Below are 17,115 nucleotides of genomic sequence, written 5' to 3' on the forward strand. Positions count from 1 at the left end.
GGTCTTGTGATGGATATCCGGCGCCTGGAAGAGTTCATCGCGGTCCTGGACACGGGCAGCCTGAGCAAGGCGGCCGAACGGCTGGGGGTGGCCCAGCCGGCCCTGAGCCAATCCCTGGCGCGGCTCGAACGCGAACTGGGCGTCAAGCTGTTCCAGCGGTCGCGGCGCGGCGCCGAGCCCACGCCGGCGGCGCGCCAGATCGCCGAGGAAGTGCGGCGCGGCGTGTTCCGCATCGTCAACGCCATCGACGCGGCCCAGGCCATCGCGGCGGGCAGGGCGGGCGTGCTGCGCGTCGGCCTGGTTTCCAGCGCGCTGGTGGACATCCTGCCGCGCGCCCTGCGGGTCCTGCGCGCCCAGGTGCCGGGCCTGCGCATCGTGCTGCGCGAAATGAGCAACGCCGAGCAGGCGCAGGCCTTGTCGCGCGGCGAGATCGACGTGGCGCTGGTGCACACGCCGGTGGCCCTGTCGGGGGTCATGCACGAGAAAGTGCTGATGCGCGAGCGCCTGGTGGCGGCCGTGCCGGCGGACTTGCTGCCCGGCGGCAAAGACAGGGTGACGATGGCCGACATCGCCCGTGCCGGCCTGGTGATGTTTCCGCATGCCCAGCTGCCGACCTTCTACGAGGCGGTGATGGATGCGTTCCGCAAGGAAGGCCTGGATGCCGACGTCGTGCAGGAGGCGAACCGGACCTTGACCGTGCTGGCCTGCGTGGCGGGCGGCTGCGGGATCGCGCTGCTGCCCAGCTGGATACGTTCGCTGGATTTCGCCGGGGTGCGCTATTGCGAGGTGGCGGACGGGACGCGGCTGCCCAGCTTCGACGTCAGTGCCATCTGGCCCAAGCGCTCCGTGGCCGGGCTGGCCGACGATTTCGTGCGCGCCTGCGGGGTCGGGCCGTGAAATCCGCGGCGTGGCGTCACAAAGCCGGCCGCTGTTTCGTCCTAATGGCATGGACAAGCACACATTCCCCGGGCCCGACGCGCTGGCCTCCAGTTTCGCCACCAGCTACGCCGGCGTGGTGGCCTTCATCGCGGTGGCCGCCGAAGGCAGTTTCGCCAGGGCGGGCGATCGCCTGGGCATCGGCCGGTCGGCGGTCAGCCGCAGCGTGCAGAAGCTGGAAGACCAGTTGGGGATCCGGCTGTTCGTGCGCACGACGCGCGCCACGTCGCTGACGCGGGAAGGCGAACGTTTCTACGAACATTGCCGGCCCGGCGTCGAGCATATCGTGCAGGCGCTGGACGAGATGCGGGAATTGCGGGAAGGGCCGCCCTCGGGCTTGCTGCGCATCAGCGCCACGGCGGGTTTCGGCCGCAAGGTCGTCGCGCCGCTGTTGAACGGCTTTCGCGCCGCCTATCCGGAGGTGTCGGTCGACCTGCTGCTGGACGACAGGCCCACGGATTTCACGGCGGACAGGGTGGATGTGTCGTTCCGCGATGGACGCATGGAGGACAGCCAGATCATCGCCCGGCGATTGATCCCCATGCCGATGCTGCTGTGCGCATCGCCCGACTATGCCGCACAGCGCGGGCTGCCGCGCGACCTCGACGAACTGGCCGGCCATCGATGCGTGAACTTTCGCCTGGCTTCCGGACGCGTGGCCGAGTGGGAATTCCAGGCGGGCGACCGCTTGCGCAAGTTCATGCCGCGGCCGCCGCAGGCGATGCTGGCCTTCAACGACGCGGACCTGGTGCTGCAAGCGGTGCTGGACGGGCAGGGGATCGCGCAGATGGCGGGCTACCAGGTCTGCGAGCACCTGCGCGCCGGCACGCTGCTGGCCTGCCTGCCGCATCATGCGCCGGACGATCGCGGCCATTACCTCTGCTATCTGAGCCGCCAGCACCTGCCGGCGCGCATGCGGGCCTTCATCGACTACATGACGGCGCGCATCCGCGCGTTGGATTTCCGGATTCCGGACCGCCCGGACCCGGCGGCGAGCCGGCTGGCCGCGCCGTGGAAACATGCGGCCTAGCCGGTGGCGCCGATGCTTCAGTCCAGCTTGGCCCGGTCCAGGCCATAGGCCTTGTCGGCCGAGCCCGGCGTGGTCCGGAAACCCACGTTCAGGCGGTTCCAGGCGTTGATCGCCATGATCGCGAAGCTCAGGTCCGAGATCTCCTTCTCCGACAGCTCGGCGCGGACCTGCTCGTAGACCTCGTCGGGCACGCCGTGCCCGGGCAGGCGGGTCAAGGCTTCGGTCCAGGCCAGGGCCGCCCGTTCGCGCGGCGAGAACAACGGGGACTCGCGCCAGACGGCGACGTGGTGCACGCGCAGTTCCCGCTCGCCGTCGATCTTGGCTTCCTTCACGTGCATGTCCAGGCAGAAGCCGCAGCCGTTCATTTGCGAGGCGCGGATATCGACCAAGTGCAGGATCGAGGCTTCGATGGTGCCGGATTTCTTGATCTGCATGCTGAATTCGACGAACTTCTTGAACAGCTCGGGCGATTGGGCGAGGGCATTGATGCGTTGGGTCATGATGTCTTCCTCGGTGGTGTGAGGCGTCGGTTGCGGAACGACTCCATCGTAGGCCCGCCGGGGCGGCGGCGGTAGCGCCGCGCCGGGGACCGCCGTGTTGCCTGTCCGGCACCAATGACCGGTACACTGCGCGTTGCCCAGTCCCACCGACGACACGTATGCCTGATCCATCGCCCCGCAAGAAGCCACGCATCAAGCGCTCCGCCGGCCATCCCACGGAGAAGACCATGGTGGGGAAGGCCGCGATCATCGACACGGCGATCGCGCTGATGAAGACCAAGACGCCGCAGGAACTGAGCGTGCTCGAAATCGCCACGGCCGCCGGCGTCGACCCCGCCCTGATCCGCTATTACTTCAGCAACAAACAGGGGCTGATGCGCGCCGCGGCCACGCACATCATGGATCAGCTCCAGGCCCGGAGCCAGGTCATGCTGGGCCAGGACGCGCCGCTGGAAGCGCGGATCCGCAAGCGCCTGGTGCTGCTGATCGAGGCGCTGAAGGACAATCCGCGCTTCCTGCAGCTCGTGCTCAACGAGATCTACAGCCATGCCGATACGCCCGAGCGCATGGACACGCTCCAGGGCGTGGCCGCGCGCGGGCTGGCCCTGAGCGAGGCGCTGCTGGTCGCGCGCGAGGGCGACCCGCCGCTCGATGCCATCGACCCGCGTTTCCTGCATGTCGCTTTCCTGGGACTGTGCACGTTCTTCGTGGATGCCCAGCCCATGCTCAAGGTGCTGTTCAACGGCGAGCAGGGGGCCGAGGACCTGACCGGGCGCTACCTGGATTTCGCCACGCGCCTCATCATGCACGGCATCGTGAAGTAGGCGTTTTCGCTAGTCTGAAAATTCTTGACACCTTTTTTCGCGGTCGATAACCTGTTCTCTATTCCTAGTTTTAGGAATAGAGAGCATCCAGCGCCAGCGCGGTTTCTGGCGGCCCCATCGCGAGGAAGATATGTCCGAATTCAATGTCCACCTGACCGGTTGGAAGGGGAACGAGCCCAGCCCGCACGCGGGCCAGGGCGTGGTGGAAGCGCCCGGCCAGGGAGTGAACCTTCGGTGGCAGAGCCGGGAGTCGGTCCCTACCGATTTCGAGAACGCGCTGGCCGACGCGATCGAAAGCGCCTATCTGGCCGGCGCCAGGACGCCACAGCAGTTCGCCGAGCACCTGAATGCGGCGGGCGTCGCCATGCCCTCGGGGCGGGACTGGAGCGCCGCCAGCCTGGAACAGGAAATGTCCCGCCTCGGCTATTGAGGCCCACGTCCACGAGGAAGCCACCATGAGCTTGCTGTCCGCCATAAGAGCCGCCGCCTGTATCGCCGCCGTGTCCCTGATGCTCCCGCAGGCACGGGCGGAAAACCTCCGGGACGTGACCTACCTGTTGCCGGCCCCGCCCAGCCTGCCGGCCTTCGCGCCGTGGATGATCGCGCAGCAGAAGGGCTACTACGCGCAAGAGGGGCTGAAGATCAATTTCGTGGTCGGCAAGGGCGGCGCCGACGTCGCCAAGCAGGTGGGCGCGGGCAATGCGCCGCTGGGCGGCGGCGTGGGCGACACGCCCATCATCGTCCGGCCCAACGGCGTGCCGGTCAAGGCGGTGGCGGTGCTGGGCGGGGCCTCGCTGATGCACCTGGCCATCAACCGCGCCGCCGTGCCGGGCGGCATCCCGGACCTGAAGGGCAAGACCATAGGCGCGATGTCCTACGCCGACACGACCTACTACGCGCTGCTGGGCATGCTGCGGGCCAACGGCCTGCCGAAGTCGGCGGTCGACATCCAGGCCAGCGGCCCCTCGGTCTGGCAGCTCTTCGCCGAGCAGAAAATTCCCGCGCTGGCCTCGGTGCCCGAATGGACGGTCAGCGCGCAGGAGGCCGGCGTGAAGGTCGAGCTCATTCCGGCGGACCGCTATTTCAAGAGCATGGCCCAGGCCATCCTGGCGTCCGACGAGACCATCCGCAAGGAACCCGAACTGATCCGCAAGTTCGTCAAGGCCACGCTGCGCGGCCTGGCCGACATCTCGCGCGATCCGGCCGCGGCCACGGCCGACTACGTCAAGGCGGTGCCCGCGTACCAGGGCAGGGAGAAATATGTGGAGTCCGTCCTGCGGCTGTACAACGCCACGGTCTACCAGGGCCAGCCCCGGTTGGGCGCCATCGACCCGGACCGCGTCGCCACGCTCCAGTCGTTCTACCTGAACGAAGGCATCATCTCGCGCGCGGTCCCGCTGAACGATTTGTTCACGAACGACTTCGTGCCGGCGAAACAGTAGGAACACATCCATGAATCCCATCGTCCAGGACGGCCTGGCCCTTGCCGCCGCGACCCGCGTGGAAACCGGTCTGCGCAACCTCTGGTACCCCGTCACGCCCAGCTATGCGGTGCGCGACACCCCGCTGGGCATCACCCGGCTTTCCGAGAACATCGTGCTGTGGCGCGACCGCGCCGGCACCGTGCGCGCGGTCGAGGACCGCTGCCCGCATCGCGGCGCCCGCCTGTCGCTGGGCTGGAACCTGGGCGAGCGCATTGCCTGCTGGTACCACGGCGTGGAAGTCGATGGCGAAGGCAAGGTGGCCGATGTGCCGGCGCTGGAAAGCAGCCAGCTCGTGGGCAGGAAATGCCTGCGGTCCTATCCGGTGGTCGAGTACGGCGGCGCCGTCTTCCTGTGGTTCGGGTCCATGGAGCATGGGCAGCCCAGGCCCTTCGCGCTACCCGAGGAAATGACGAACGACGAATACTCGGGTTTCCTGTGCATGCAGAATTGGAAGTGCAATTACCGCTATGCCATCGACAACGTGATGGATCTCATGCACGGGACCTATCTGCATTCGAACTCGCATTCGATGGCCCAGGGCGACAAGAAGGCGGAAATGGTCATCCGCCACACCGACTGCGGCCTGGTCTTCGAGAAGGTCGGCCAGCGCGGCGTGAACTTCGACTGGGTCGAGTTCGGCCATACGTCCTCGCTGTGGATCCGCCTGTCCGTTCCCTATCGTCCCCAGTATGGCGGCGGCGAGTTCTTCATCGTGGGCTTCGTCACGCCCGTCGACGACGGCAATTGCCAGGTCTACTTCTGGCGCATCCGCAAGTCCCAGGGCTTCGAGCGTAACGTCTGGCGCTTCCTGTACCGCAACCGCCTGGAAGGGCTGCATTGGGACGTGCTGGAGCAGGATCGCGTGGTCATCGAAAGCCTGGCGCGCCACGCGCGCAGCCAGGAGAACCTTTATTCCCATGATCTCGGTCTCGTGCGGGTAAGGCGCGTGATGGAGAAGCTGGCCAGGGAACAGGTCGAGGCCGAACAGGCCGCGGCCGTCCACTGAACGGCAACGACGAGTAGTCCCCTCGGGCGGGCCTGCCCGATATCCTCCTTTCCACAGGAACGACCATGAAACTCGCGCTTTCAGGGGGGCTCGCGCTCGCCCTCGTTTCCCTGCCTTGCCTGGCCCAGTCGCCCGCCGGCAACGTGACGCTGTACGGCGCCATCGACACCGGTGTCGAATACATCACCCACGCCAGCGCCGGCGGCGGATCGGGCATGCGCATGCCCACGCTGACCGGCGGACAACTGCCGTCGCGCTGGGGCCTGCGCGGCAACGAGGACCTGGGCAACGGCTGGCGCGGCATCTTCAACCTGGAAAGCGGCTTCTTCGCCGATTCCGGTTCGTCCGGCCAGGCGGGCCGCCTGTTCGGGCGCACCGCGATCGTCGGCGTCGAGGGGCCGTGGGGCAGCTTCACGCTGGGACGCCAGTCGACCATGCTGACCTGGTCGCTGATGGATGCCGACGTGATCGGACCGTCGGTGTTCAGCATGGCGAGCTTCGACAGCTACATCCCCAACGCGCGCGCCGACAACTCGCTGGCCTACCGCGGCAGGTTCGGCGGCCTGACCGTGGGCGCGACCTATTCCTTCGGCCGCGATACCTCGGCGGCGGGCAACTGCGGAGGCGAGCGCCCCGGGGATGCCCAGGCGTGCCGCGGGTGGTCGGGGCTGCTGAAGTACGACGGCGGCGGCTGGGGCGTGGCGGCCGCCATCGACGAACAGCGGGGCGGTCCCGGCGCGGCGCCGGCGGTGGTGGTGCCGGGCGTGGCCGGCGTCGCGATCGCTTCGTCGGACAGCCGCGACCGGCGCTACATGGCCAACGGCTACGTGCACATCGCCGACCTGAAACTGGGCGCCGGCTGGATGCACCGCCGCATCGAAGGCAGCGCCGCCGACGTCTCGACCAACCTGTATTTCCTGGGCGCCACCTATCCGATCGGCAACTGGACCCTGAACGCGCAGGCCTCGCGCATGATCGCCAATGCCTACCAGGCCAAGGGCACGATGCTGGTCGGCCGCGCCAGCTACAGCTTCTCGAAGCGGACCGCCGCCTATGCCATGCTGGCCCACATGGGCAACAGCGGCGCGGGGGCGGTGTTCTCGGTGTCCAGCAGCAGCATCGTTCCGTGGTCGCCCAAGGCGGGGCAGGGGCAGGTGGGGGTGATGGTGGGGTTGCGGCATTCGTTCTAGGCGCCGGTCGAAAGGCGGTGCGTCGTCGTCGCGATAACGAAAACGTACCGCTCGCATAGCAAAAATGTTCTGGATGCCTTCAGGGGTCCGTCATCTAATGGAGGACATCGACCCTGCCAGGACGAAGCAATTGATCGATATTTCGCAGCACCCGGATTACGCCTTCTTCCACGAACGCGGCTTCGCCGTGCGGCTGGGGTTCGGCCGGCGGCCCGCGCTGATGGTGGTGGACCTGACCAACGGCTTCACCGATCCGTCGCGTCCGCTGGGCGCCGATCTCTCGGCCCAGGTCGCCGCCACCAACGCCTTGCTTGACGTCGCCGCCGGGAAGGGCGTGCCGGTCATCTTCACCTGCGTGCGCTACGACGATCCGCAGATGCGCGACGCGGGGCTGTGGGCGATCAAGCAGAAGGGAACGATGTCCCTGGCGGCCGAGGGCGACGGCCACCACGTCGATGCGCGGCTGCATCGCCGGGAGCACGACATCGTGTTGGTCAAGAAATACGCGTCGTGTTTCTTCGGCACCGATCTCGCGTCCCGGTTGCAGAACCTGGGTGTCGATACGCTGATCCTGACGGGCACGTCCACCAGCGGCTGCGTGCGCGCCACCGCCGTGGACGCCTGCCAACTGGGGTTCCGCCCCATGGTGGTGCAGGAAGGCGTGGGCGACCGCTCGGCCGCGGCGCACGCGCAAAGCCTGTTCGATCTCGACACCAAATACGGCGACGTGGTCGGCCTGGAGGAAACGCTGGCCTACCTGCGGGGGCTGGCCTAGAAGGGCGGCGCCTGGGGCCCGGACCGGAGACTGTCGCGTCGGTATGAGATGATCGGGCTTTGTCAGGCCTTGCCCGAAGGAATCCCATGACCAGCACGCTCGCCATCGTCGTTTCCCTGGCGTTGTTGATGTACCTGGCCTATCGCGGCGTGACCGTGCTGCTGCTGGCGCCGCTGATGGGCGCGCTGGCGGTGGTGCTGTCCGGGGACGCGGCATTGCTGCTGCCCATCTATACCGGCACGTTCATGACCGCCCTGAGCGGCTACGTGCTGCAGTTCCTGCCCATTTTCCTGCTGGGCTCGCTGTTTGGCCAACTGATGGCCGACTCGGGGGCCGCCAATACGCTGTCGCGCTGGATCGTCGCCAGCGTGGGCGAGAAGCACGCCATCGTCACCGTGGTGCTGGCCTGCGCGCTGCTGACCTATGGCGGCGTGTCCCTGTTCGTGGTGGCCTTCGCGATCTACCCGGTCGCGGTCGACCTGTTCAGGGCGGCGCGGATACCCAAGCGGCTGATCCCCGCCACGATCGCGCTGGGCGCCTTCACCTTCACCATGACCGCCTTGCCCGGCACGCCCGCCATCCAGAACGCCATTCCCATCCCGTACTTCGGCACCAACGTCTTCGCCGCGCCCGGCCTGGGCATCATCGCGGCCGCGATCATGTTCGGCGGCGGCTCCTGGTGGCTGCGGCGCCGCGCCGCGGCCGCCCATGCCGCGGGGGAAGGCTACGGCGACCACGACGACGCGCGGGAGGGCACGCCGGCGGAGGCGGAGCAGGACGCCCGGTGGTCGGTCATGCCCGTGCCGCTGGCCTTGCTGCCGCTGCTGCTGGTGGTGGGGATCAACGCCTTGTTCACCTACGTGGTGTTCCCAGCGGTGGATTTCTCGTTCCTGGCCCAGCGCTTTCCCGATCTGGCGCCGCAGAAGATCGTCGGCCTGTGGGCGCTGATCATCGCGCTGGCCACGGCCTGCACGGCGCTGGTGCTGCTGCGGCTCAAGCATTGGAGCAACCTGAAGAACACCATCAACCAGGGCGTGTTCGGGTTCATGCTGCCATTGTTCAACACGGCATCCGAGGTCGGCTACGGCGCGATCATCGCGGGCCTGGCGGGGTTCGCCATCATCCGCGACGCGGTGCTGAACGTGGCGCCGGGCAATCCGCTGATCTCCGAGGCGGTGGCGATGAACGTGCTGGCGGGCATCACCGGTTCGTCCTCGGGCGGCTTGAGCATCGCCTTGCAGACGCTGGGACAGGACTACCTGCGCATGGCCCACGAGGCGGGCATCAGCGCCGAGCTGATGCACCGCGTGGCCGTGATGGCCGCCGGCGGCATGGACACCTTGCCGCACTGCGGCGCCATCATCACGCTCCTGGCCATCTGCAAGCTGACGCACCGGCAGTCGTATGGAGACATCGCCGCGGTGACGATCCTTTTTCCGCTGCCGGCGCTGGTGCTGGTCATCGCGCTGGGGACGATGTTCGGCGGGTTCTGAGGCGGGGGCTCAGAACTTGTACTTCAGGCTGACCGTGACGTTGCGCGGCGCGCCGTAGGTGAGCTGGCTGTAGGCCGCGAACATGCCGTAGTACCGCTTGTCGAACAGGTTGTTGATGTTCAACTGCGCGGTCATCTGCTTGTTGATCTCGTAGCGCGCCATCAGGCCGACCAGGGCGTAGTCCTTCTGCTCGACCTTCTCGACCGTGCCCAGCGGGTTCGTCGCGTGCGTGTAGGTCTTGCCCTGCCAGCTCAGGCCGCCGCCCAGCGTCAGCCCGCTCCATGCGCCCGGCAGGCGGTAGGTGGTGAACAGGCGGAACAGCCGGCGCGGGTACAGGCTGTTCACGTCCGTGCCGTCGGCGGCCTTGGCCCGGAAGTGCGTGTAGCCGGCGCTCAGGTTCCAGTTGGGGGCCAGTTCGCCCGCGACTTCCAGTTCGAAGCCCTTGCTGGTCGCGCCATCCACGGCGCGATAGGCGGTCTCGGGCGGGTTGGTCCCGGGCACGGTGTCGGTGGTCTGCTGCGCCAGGTTGTTCTGCTTGATGTGGAACACCGACGCGGAGGCATTCACCCGGCCATCCAGGAACTCGCCCTTGATGCCCGTTTCCATGGCCTTGCCCTTGACCGGGTCGAGGTAGCGGCCGGTCACGTCGCGCGCGTTCTGGGGCAGGAAGATGTCGGTGTAGCTGGCGTAGAGCGAGTACTGGTCGTTCAGGTCGTAGATCACGCCGGCGTAGGGCGTCAGCTCGTTGTCGCTCTTGACCTCGTAGGCGCCGCTGTAGGCCACGTCGCCTTTCTTCCGGTAGTTCGTCATCCGGGCGCCAAGGATCACCTTGAGCGGATCGGTCACATTGAAGCGCGCGACGCCGTAGATGGCCTGCTGGGTGGTGGTGCCGTTCTCGTAGAAGGTGGGAGCGCCCCAGCTGGGTTCCGGGAAGGTGCCGTTCCAGGCGTTGAAGTCCGGTGCGAGGCCGCCCGCTGGATTGGCCGCGCGGGCATCGGCGTTGAACTTCTGGTTGGCGTAGACGTAGCCGAAGGCCAGCTGATGCTTGCGTCCCAGCAGCTCGAACGGACCGTCGGCCTGCACCGCCACGTCGTCCTGCGTCGTCTTGACGTCATAGGAGCCGGCGAAGGTGGTCATGCCCAGCCCGGTCGTCCGGTCGGGCGCGCCCGACAGGTAGAGCAGGTAGGAGTCGGCCTTGCGTTCGCTGCGGTTGTAGCTGAGCTTGACCCGCCAGTCGTTGTCGAAGCGGTGCTGCAGCGAGGCGAAATACGTCTGGTAGGTCGTGTCCCAGCGCGTCCAGTCGGCCGCCGCGCTCTTGGAGCGGTCCCAGTTGGTGGGGGTGCCGTCGCTGTACCACAGCGGCAGGCCGCCCCACATCGGGCCGCGGGCCTTGTTCTTCTGGTAGCTCAGGCCGGCCGTGAGCAGGGTGTTGCTGGTCAGGTCGGCTTCCAGCGTGGCGAACAGGGTCTGGCTCTTGTTGCTGAGCCGATCGACCCAGCTGTCCCGCTCCGCGTGTTCGCCCACCACGCGCAGCCGCACCGTCTTGGCCGTATTGACGGGAGTGGACAGGTCGACCATGCCGCGGCGCTGGTTCCAACTGCCCAGGTCCAGTTCCGCGGCGCCGGTGAATTCCTTGCTGCCGGCCCGTTTGCGGACCATGTTGACGGCCGCGGAGGGGTTGCCCGAGCCGGTGGTCAGCCCGGTTGCGCCGCGCACGATTTCCACGCGGTCATACGTCACCAGGCTGCTGAAGATCTCGCCCGAGCTCCAGGGCTGGTCCCAGGTGGTCGGCACGCCGTCGATCATCAGGGCGTTGATGTCGAAGCCGCGGGCGTTGAACTGGGCGCGATGGGTCTCGTACTGGTTCACCGAGACGCCCGTGGTGTTGTTCAGCACGTCGGTGATGGTTTGCAGCCGCTGGTCTTCGAAGCGCTGCTGCGTGACTACCGTCACGGATTGAGGCGTGTCGCGCAGGCTCAGGCCCAGCGGAGTGGCGGTGCGGGAGGGGCCCGTCGTGGTGTACGACCCGGTGCCTTCAGTGGTGGCCGAGTCTTCGCCCTGGGGGGCGGCGTTGACCTTGATTTCCGGCAGCACGGCTGGTGCGTCCTGCGCCGACGCGTACAGCGGAAGGGCTGCGGCCATGCACAGGCTGAGTCGCTTGAGTTGAACGGATACGGCTGGGCGGGCTGCCATTTTCTCCCTCATGATGGTCGGTCTGCATTGAACGGGCGCACAAGATCCGGAGGCGAACGGCCGTGGCGGCACGTCGCCAGCGTCGGCGCTGGAAAACCGGATTCCCCCTTGCGAATTATGAATGATAATTGTTTTTATTTGTACTTGTGTTTACTTTTTATTCGAATGTTTGCTAGAGGCAACAGTGGTGTTCCCGTCCGGCGGGGGCGGGCGATCAGGCGTTTCTAGTTCATTTGCCGCAATGGCGCCTGGCGGGATCGCAGCCATCCGCATGCGGATGCCACTGGACGAATTCGGCGTCCTGCATGGCGCGCGGGCTTTGCGCCACGAAAAGCACCAGCCGCCGGCCATCGGTGAAATACGGATCGCCGGCCAGGTTGGCGCGAGGCTGCGCCTGGCTGGCCTCGCCCACGCCGTCGACGTAGCCCCAGCGTGCCACGTTGCTGGTCATCAGCATGTCCTGCAGCAGGTAGTCGCGGGCTTCGTCCACGTCGGGATCGATCACGTGCGTCGTCAGCGTGGGGGAGCGGGTGGTGACCTTCACGCCGATGTCGCGGCTGATCTGGCCAGCCCAGACCGGCACGCCGTCCACCTGCAACGGTGTCAGCCAAAGACGCAGATGATTGCGCTGCGAGATGCTGGCCCGCGCGCGCTGCATGGAGAAATCCTGTGGACGGCCAGCGAAATGCAGCGCGCTGACCGGCGACGTGCGATAGCTGCCGCCGAAGGCAAACACGCCGATCATGCGGCCGACGCTGGACGCGTTGATGGTCTCGGTGAAATCCCATCCCGCCCGGACCAGCGCGACCAGCACGTCATGCTCGGACCCGACCATCACCAGGTTCAGCGGATCGCCTTGCTCGCTGCCCTGGGCATTGGTGGTGCAGCAGGGGAGCTTCTGCAAGGCGGAGCCCAGCGAAGCCAGGTCGACCCGGACCCGGCGCTCCGGCTGATAAAGCCGCTCGGGATCGATGGTCTGGTAGTCGAAGCCGCCGCCAGGCAGTTCCCTGGCGAAGTCGAAGCGCAGCACATGCCGGGCCCCCAGCAGCTCGACGTTGACCAGCTTGATGCCCCGCGTGACATTGGTGTAGACGAAACCGCTGACCGTTTGGCCGGGCGGAACATGCACCTTGATCTGGCGCGCGGTCAACTGGCGTTCGATCTGCGCCGCCGATGCGCCGCCCGAGCCCGAGTGGAAAAGATAGGCGGCCTCGCGCGCGGAGTAGAAGTCGCGATCCATGAACACCGGCATGAACCAGTAGGGAAGCGTGCTGCGGTTCTCGATCCTGACCCAGACGGGTTGCACGCCATGCTCGGCCAAGGGCAGTCCGAAGCTGGCTGCGCTTTCCTCGTCGCGCAGCGCCGCGACGCTGACGGTGACCTGGCCGCGTGTCATCGCCTGGCGATTCGCGCGATCCAGGTAGCTTCGTTCCGCCTGGGACGGATCCATGGAAGAGGCAGCCTGGGAGTCTTTCGGGGAGGCGGCCGGACCGGCGCAGGCGGACAGCAGGGACAGGGCGAGCGCGCCGAGCAGGGCACGCGCCGAGGCGGCCGCACCGTCCATCCATCGGGTATCAAGGGCGCTGGGCTTGTTCATGGTCCCCCTTCGCATCGATAGGGGGCACCGCGCGATCACCCCCACTGCGCCAAGCTGGTGGCAAAAGCATCAATGATGCCGCAAAACCATTTCATAACCTTGCCGATTTTCAAATAACGATCATTTTTTATGTTGGCCTGGCCCACCTTGACCGTGGCAGAAGTGCGGCTGGGTTGCCGCGGAGCATTGCAGCCGCTGCTCATGCTCCAGCAGCCATTGCTTGCGGGCCAGGCCACCGCCGTAGCCGGTCAACGCCCCATCCTTGCCCACGACCCGGTGGCAAGGGACGACGATCGCCACCCGGTTGGCGCCATTGGCGCCCGCCACCGCGCGCACGGCCTGCGGCCTGCCCAGCTTCGCCGCCTGCTCGGCATAGCTGGCGGTGTGGCCATAGGGAATGGCTTGCAGCGCCCGCCACACAGACTGCTGGAACTCGCTGCCCGGGGTATCGAGCAGCAGATCGAACCGCTGCCGCACGCCCGCGAAATACTCGCCGATCTCGCGCTCGGCCTGCCGCGTATGCGCGTTCTCGCCCGCCAGGATGCGCGCCCGCAGCAGCCGTTGCAGGTCCTTGAACTCGGTCTCCAGCATCCGGCGATCCACGAACTCCAGCAGGCAGAGGCCGCGCTCACTGGCGCAGGCGAACATCGGGCCCAGCGGCGTGGTGAAGCGATGGATCAACAACACGCTGGCCTCGGCCGTAGGCGCGCCGCCGGTCAGCTTCTTGACGGTGTAGCCAAAGCCGCTGAGCGACTCGTAGCCGTTGTCCAGCGCGGCGTCGGTCGCACGGCGGCCGGTCTTCAATTCCTCCAGCGCCGCATTGATGCGCAGCGAACGCTGGAACGCCTGGAAGCTCATGCGGTGGTGCCGCTGGAACCAGCGCCGGATCCGCTCGGGGCTCAGCCCGCGCTGCCTGAGCTGCCAATCGCTCAGTCGCTCCTTGGGATGCCGGCGCACCCAGTCGACAGCCTCGGCCACTTCCGGCGGCGCGGCATGGGCGTTCTCGGTCGGCCTGCATACCTTGCAAGGCCGGTAGCGGGCATCCAGCGCTTCCTTGAAGTCGGTATAGAACACCACGTTCTCGCGCTTGGGCTTGCGTGCGCGGCAGGTGGCGATGCAGAACACGCCGGTGGTTCTTACGCCGACATAGAAGATGCCTACGTGATCGGCGGCGCGGTCGAGCAGGGCGTGGTAGTAGGTGTCGATTTGCCGGTTGTCGGTGATCAGCATGGTCGGAGGGCGGCTTGTCTGAATGGCGCCAGTATGGAGTTTGGCCCGGGCGCGTCACAACCGAAAAATGGACGAGTATTTCTTATTGTCCGGAAGCAGGGATAAGGCTGATTCTATCTGCGAACCGGCCGCTTCCAACAGTCTGCATTGGGAACCATACCTACAACAGCATGCTGGTTGGAGTCGATAGGACTGCGGCAGGATGGTTGACAGCGTTTGTCGGCGACCTATGCCGGCAACAGCCAGACGCCGGCGCATACCGAGAATTATGCCTATGACGCGAACGGCTACCTGACCACAGTGACCATTGGCGGGGTCGTGCGGGCCGAGCGGGTGAACGATGCGGCCGGACGTGTCGTACGCTATATCGAACGCAACGAGAACAACAGCGTGCGCACGGATGTGACGCGCACCTGGGACGCGGATGGATTGCAGACGCTGGAAACCGACAACCTGACGGGGAGGACGACTACCTACACGTACTCGGGAGAGGGTTCCTTGAATACGGTGGTGTCGGAGGGCGGCGGCTCTGCCAAGACCACCACCAGCTATACCTATGAATGGTGGGACAGCGCCAAGCAAAAAGAGGTCAAGGTCCAAGGCGACAACGGCCAGTCTGGTTGGGCGCCGGGTTTTTCCCGGTTTACCTACGATGTGAACGGCAACGTCAAGAGCGCGACCGATGTGGTGGGCAAACGGGAGTTCCGCTACTTGGTCGATGGCGATGGACAAGTGCTGCGGCGAGACGAGTATCTGGGCAGCGAGACCAATGCGTCGGGAGAACTGGTCAGCGCACGCGGCAACCGCTCGCACTCCTACTACTACCTGGGGGGACACCGCGTCGGCAACGTCGGCAACGATGGCGTTGAAAGGGTGGACTACGCCCAGGAGTTGTCGCGGGTGACGCCCGAGCAGACCAAGGCCGAGGACTACTACAAGCGGTTCAAGCCGTCGGCGGGCGCCGATTTCGACGAAAACTACATGCCGATCAACAGCGGCTATCCGGGATCGGCACCGGGCGCGTATACGGTTCGCACGGGAGAGACGCTGCGCAGTATTGCGACCTCGCTATGGGGCGATGCGGCGCTGTGGTGGGTCCTGGCAGATGCGAACGGGCTCAGTGGCGATGACCCTTTGGTGGCTGGCACCGTGCTGCGAGTGCCCAACAAGGTCACGAACGTGCACAACACGTCGGAGACCTATCGGCCATATGACCCGGGCAAGGCATTGGGGAATACGAGCCCGACGCTGCCCGAGCCGCCTCCGCCGCCGGGGCGGGGTGGGTGTGGTGGATTCGGAGCGGTGCTATCCGTCGTGGTAGCGGTGGCGGTCACAGCGTGGACAGGCGGTGCCGCGTCGGCGCTACTGGGTAGCGAGATGCTCGGCTGGGCAGCGGCCGGCGCGTTGGGTTCCGTCGCAGGTCAAGCTACGGCAATGGCTACAGGGGTCCAAGAAAAATTTAGTTGGACGGGGGTAGCACTTGGTGCCGTAGGCGCAGGAGTGACGGCTGGTTTGACGCAGGCCGGATCGTTGAGCGCGGCGTTGACCAAGTTGGGCGATACGGGAAGCCAGATTGCTCTGGGCGGGATCCGCTCGGTAGTGACGCAAGGTATCGGGGTAGTGACCGGGTTGCAGTCTAGCTTTGATTGGAAGGGGGTAGCGGCTTCCGCAGTAGCAGGAGGCGTGGGGCAATTGGTCGGCAGCACGACACTGGGCAGGGTGGATATGCTTGGTGATGTGGCAGTGGGTCTATCGGCCGGAGTGGCTAGCGCGTTGGTGCGCGGGCAGAGCATGAGTCGCAACTTAGGATCGATCGTCGCTGACGCGGTAGGGACGACGATAGGCAATCGGATTGCAACAGAAATAGCGGCTGCATCAGATCGCAGTAAGGAATTGTCACAGGTGCGTGAGCGATACGCTCAAGTGGCGAGTAGTGGCGCGATGAGTGATGAGGCTCTACAAGATCATGCGCAGGCCTATTGGCGAGCAAAGGGAGCCAGTGCGCAGGAGCAAGGTAACGCGCGCGAATTGCTGGAGAAGTACGGGATACTCGGGGCTGGTCCTCAGGGAATCGTTACGGTCGGGGAGCTACAACATATAGATGTGGTGAGGCCAGGAAGTGCCAGTGTGGGAGTGGGGGATAGCACTTCCTCGTCCATCAGCTCAACCGTATTGGGAGAGGTTCTTGATGGAGCGATTATCAATGGCGGCAGGCTGCTCAACGACGTCGGCCAGTACGTGCAGTCGCGTCCAGGAGTTGAATTAGCACTGCAGACGCTGGAGTTTGTGTTATCCCCGGTTCCAACGTTGCTAAGTCGTATGGTGGACGCGGTGGGTGGGGACTACATCGAGGCCGCACAGTCACGGGTGATGCAGGCGATTGCTGAGCAATATCGTGCAGCAAACTATACGGAGGAGCAGAGTGGGTTCGCTGGTCTAGGCGGTGTTTTTGCGTTGGGAACACTAGCAGGAGGGGGAGCGAAGGCGTTGCGGTCGATTGTGGACCTGGGGGGCGGCGTAGCTAAGGCTGGAGTGGATATTCCAAAGGGAGATCTCAGGCTCAGGTCAGCTACAGAGAATGTGACCCAGAAAACGCCAGTTGATGTTTCTGCAGGCACTTTTTCGATTTCGGATTGGACTGGTTATCCGGCCGGTGTTCCGAAACCAGAAGGACCATTTCGATTGTTGGATGGGGCCGAGTACAATCAGGCTAGAATGGCTGCTGACAGGGCTAATCGTCTTATTCGACGGGAAGAAGGGTGAATCGCACCGAGTTTTGAGGAGGCTCCAACCTTTGAGAAAATGGAGCCATGAGCAAGAACAACAAATTTTCGCCTGAAGTCCGTGAGCGTGCCGT

The 17,115-nt window shown here is 65.7% G+C and carries 14 protein-coding genes; 10 read left to right on the forward strand and 4 right to left on the reverse strand.

Features of this window, described 5'->3' with window-relative positions:
• Nucleotides 1-9 precede the first annotated feature (9 nt).
• Both ABD104_RS12975 and ABD104_RS12980 read left to right on the forward strand, forming a co-directional pair.
• Nucleotides 10-897 carry a LysR family transcriptional regulator gene (locus tag ABD104_RS12975; RefSeq protein ID WP_087841167.1) on the forward strand — a complete coding sequence of 296 codons (888 nt, stop codon included), beginning with the start codon at nucleotides 10-12 and terminating at the stop codon, nucleotides 895-897.
• A gap of 49 nt (nucleotides 898-946) precedes the next feature.
• On the forward strand, nucleotides 947-1,966 hold the full coding sequence (locus ABD104_RS12980) for a LysR family transcriptional regulator (protein WP_338618720.1): 1,020 nt from the start codon (nucleotides 947-949) through the stop codon (nucleotides 1,964-1,966).
• A gap of 17 nt (nucleotides 1,967-1,983) precedes the next feature.
• On the opposite strand, the gene ABD104_RS12985 is transcribed toward ABD104_RS12980, so the two are convergent.
• Nucleotides 1,984-2,466, reverse strand: coding sequence for a carboxymuconolactone decarboxylase family protein (locus ABD104_RS12985; RefSeq protein ID WP_087841169.1), 483 nt, complete (start codon nucleotides 2,464-2,466; stop codon nucleotides 1,984-1,986).
• A gap of 158 nt (nucleotides 2,467-2,624) precedes the next feature.
• On the opposite strand from ABD104_RS12985, the gene ABD104_RS12990 reads away from it, so the two are divergent.
• The 7 genes from ABD104_RS12990 to ABD104_RS13020 all read left to right on the forward strand — a co-directional run bounded on the left by ABD104_RS12990 (nucleotide 2,625) and on the right by ABD104_RS13020 (nucleotide 9,238).
• A complete protein-coding gene (locus ABD104_RS12990) occupies nucleotides 2,625-3,290 on the forward strand; it encodes a TetR/AcrR family transcriptional regulator (protein ID WP_087841170.1) in 666 nt (221 codons plus the stop codon).
• Between the two features lie 130 nt (nucleotides 3,291-3,420).
• Nucleotides 3,421-3,720 carry a recombinase-like helix-turn-helix domain-containing protein gene (locus ABD104_RS12995; protein ID WP_087841171.1) on the forward strand — a complete coding sequence of 100 codons (300 nt, stop codon included), beginning with the start codon at nucleotides 3,421-3,423 and terminating at the stop codon, nucleotides 3,718-3,720.
• 25 nt (nucleotides 3,721-3,745) lie between these two features.
• Nucleotides 3,746-4,732 carry an ABC transporter substrate-binding protein gene (locus ABD104_RS13000; protein ID WP_087841172.1) on the forward strand — a complete coding sequence of 329 codons (987 nt, stop codon included), beginning with the start codon at nucleotides 3,746-3,748 and terminating at the stop codon, nucleotides 4,730-4,732.
• A 10-nt stretch (nucleotides 4,733-4,742) separates the two neighbouring features.
• Complete coding sequence (locus ABD104_RS13005; RefSeq protein ID WP_130359116.1) at nucleotides 4,743-5,780, forward strand: aromatic ring-hydroxylating dioxygenase subunit alpha; 1,038 nt, start codon at nucleotides 4,743-4,745, stop codon at nucleotides 5,778-5,780.
• A gap of 65 nt (nucleotides 5,781-5,845) precedes the next feature.
• Complete coding sequence (locus tag ABD104_RS13010; RefSeq protein ID WP_343927640.1) at nucleotides 5,846-6,970, forward strand: porin; 1,125 nt, start codon at nucleotides 5,846-5,848, stop codon at nucleotides 6,968-6,970.
• A 130-nt stretch (nucleotides 6,971-7,100) separates the two neighbouring features.
• Complete coding sequence (locus tag ABD104_RS13015) at nucleotides 7,101-7,745, forward strand: isochorismatase family protein (RefSeq protein ID WP_254914675.1); 645 nt, start codon at nucleotides 7,101-7,103, stop codon at nucleotides 7,743-7,745.
• A gap of 86 nt (nucleotides 7,746-7,831) precedes the next feature.
• Nucleotides 7,832-9,238 (forward strand): GntP family permease, encoded by a 1,407-nt coding sequence (locus ABD104_RS13020; RefSeq protein WP_087841176.1) that lies wholly within the window; start codon nucleotides 7,832-7,834, stop codon nucleotides 9,236-9,238.
• Nucleotides 9,239-9,247: 9 nt separating this feature from the next.
• Here the strand turns inward: ABD104_RS13020 and fhuE are convergent, their stop codons facing one another.
• From fhuE to ABD104_RS13035, 3 genes are all read right to left on the reverse strand, one after another.
• The gene (gene fhuE / locus ABD104_RS13025; RefSeq protein WP_087841177.1) at nucleotides 9,248-11,443 is read right to left on the reverse strand and encodes a ferric-rhodotorulic acid/ferric-coprogen receptor FhuE; all 2,196 of its coding nucleotides are present in this window, start codon (nucleotides 11,441-11,443) and stop codon (nucleotides 9,248-9,250) included.
• A 217-nt stretch (nucleotides 11,444-11,660) separates the two neighbouring features.
• A complete protein-coding gene (locus ABD104_RS13030; protein WP_165963270.1) occupies nucleotides 11,661-13,028 on the reverse strand; it encodes an LssY C-terminal domain-containing protein in 1,368 nt (455 codons plus the stop codon).
• A gap of 120 nt (nucleotides 13,029-13,148) precedes the next feature.
• Nucleotides 13,149-14,258 (reverse strand): bifunctional transcriptional activator/DNA repair enzyme AdaA, encoded by a 1,110-nt coding sequence (locus ABD104_RS13035; RefSeq protein WP_343927641.1) that lies wholly within the window; start codon nucleotides 14,256-14,258, stop codon nucleotides 13,149-13,151.
• Nucleotides 14,259-14,474: 216 nt separating this feature from the next.
• Here ABD104_RS13035 and ABD104_RS13040 point away from each other — a divergent pair, with 216 nt between their 5' ends.
• Nucleotides 14,475-17,021 carry a LysM peptidoglycan-binding domain-containing protein gene (locus tag ABD104_RS13040; RefSeq protein WP_343927642.1) on the forward strand — a complete coding sequence of 849 codons (2,547 nt, stop codon included), beginning with the start codon at nucleotides 14,475-14,477 and terminating at the stop codon, nucleotides 17,019-17,021.
• The last annotated feature ends 94 nt before the right edge of the window (nucleotides 17,022-17,115 follow it).

It is taken from the genome of Pigmentiphaga daeguensis, from assembly GCF_039523035.1.
Lineage (GTDB): Bacteria > Pseudomonadota > Gammaproteobacteria > Burkholderiales > Burkholderiaceae_B > Pigmentiphaga > Pigmentiphaga daeguensis.